Consider the following 515-nt stretch of genomic DNA (forward strand, 5'->3'; position numbering starts at 1 on the left):
GAACCTGGCCGATTCGCTGATGGTGAAGGTTTATATTTTGTCGTGCCTAAATCCGGCAAACCATTTTGGATGCTCCGCTACACTGCCAACAAGAAACGCAAAGAAATGACACTGGCTAAATACAGTGATCTTTCGTTGGCAGATGCACGTGCAGAAGCCGCCATTAAAATGAAGCAGTTTCGTGATGGCTTAGATCCTCTAGTCGCCAAGAAACGCGCCAAACAAGCCGAAATTAAAACCGTGGATGATCTCTTTGCCGATTGGCATTTAGGTAATATCAAAAGACTCAAACATCACGAAATCCCCGAACGTATCTACCGTAAAGACATTGCCCCCCATATAGGCAGCTTCAACGTCGATAGCGTTACAGCCAGAGATATAAGAGCAGTATTACAAGCCATCGCAGCTACTAACCGCCCAGCAATAGCCAACGACGCTCTGATGTACAGCAAGCAACTTTTCAATCACGGCATAAAACTGGATCTGCTTAGCGCAAATCCAGCGAGTGCATTTTC

The 515-nt window shown here is 46.0% G+C and carries 1 protein-coding gene; it reads left to right on the forward strand.

Features of this window, described 5'->3' with window-relative positions; translation table 11 throughout:
- Nucleotides 1-515: integrase arm-type DNA-binding domain-containing protein (locus tag BCU91_RS06735; protein ID WP_133126580.1), on the forward strand; the 515-nt coding region annotated here is incomplete at both ends.

This window comes from Shewanella sp. 10N.286.52.B9 (genome assembly GCF_002873635.1).
GTDB lineage: Bacteria > Pseudomonadota > Gammaproteobacteria > Enterobacterales > Shewanellaceae > Shewanella.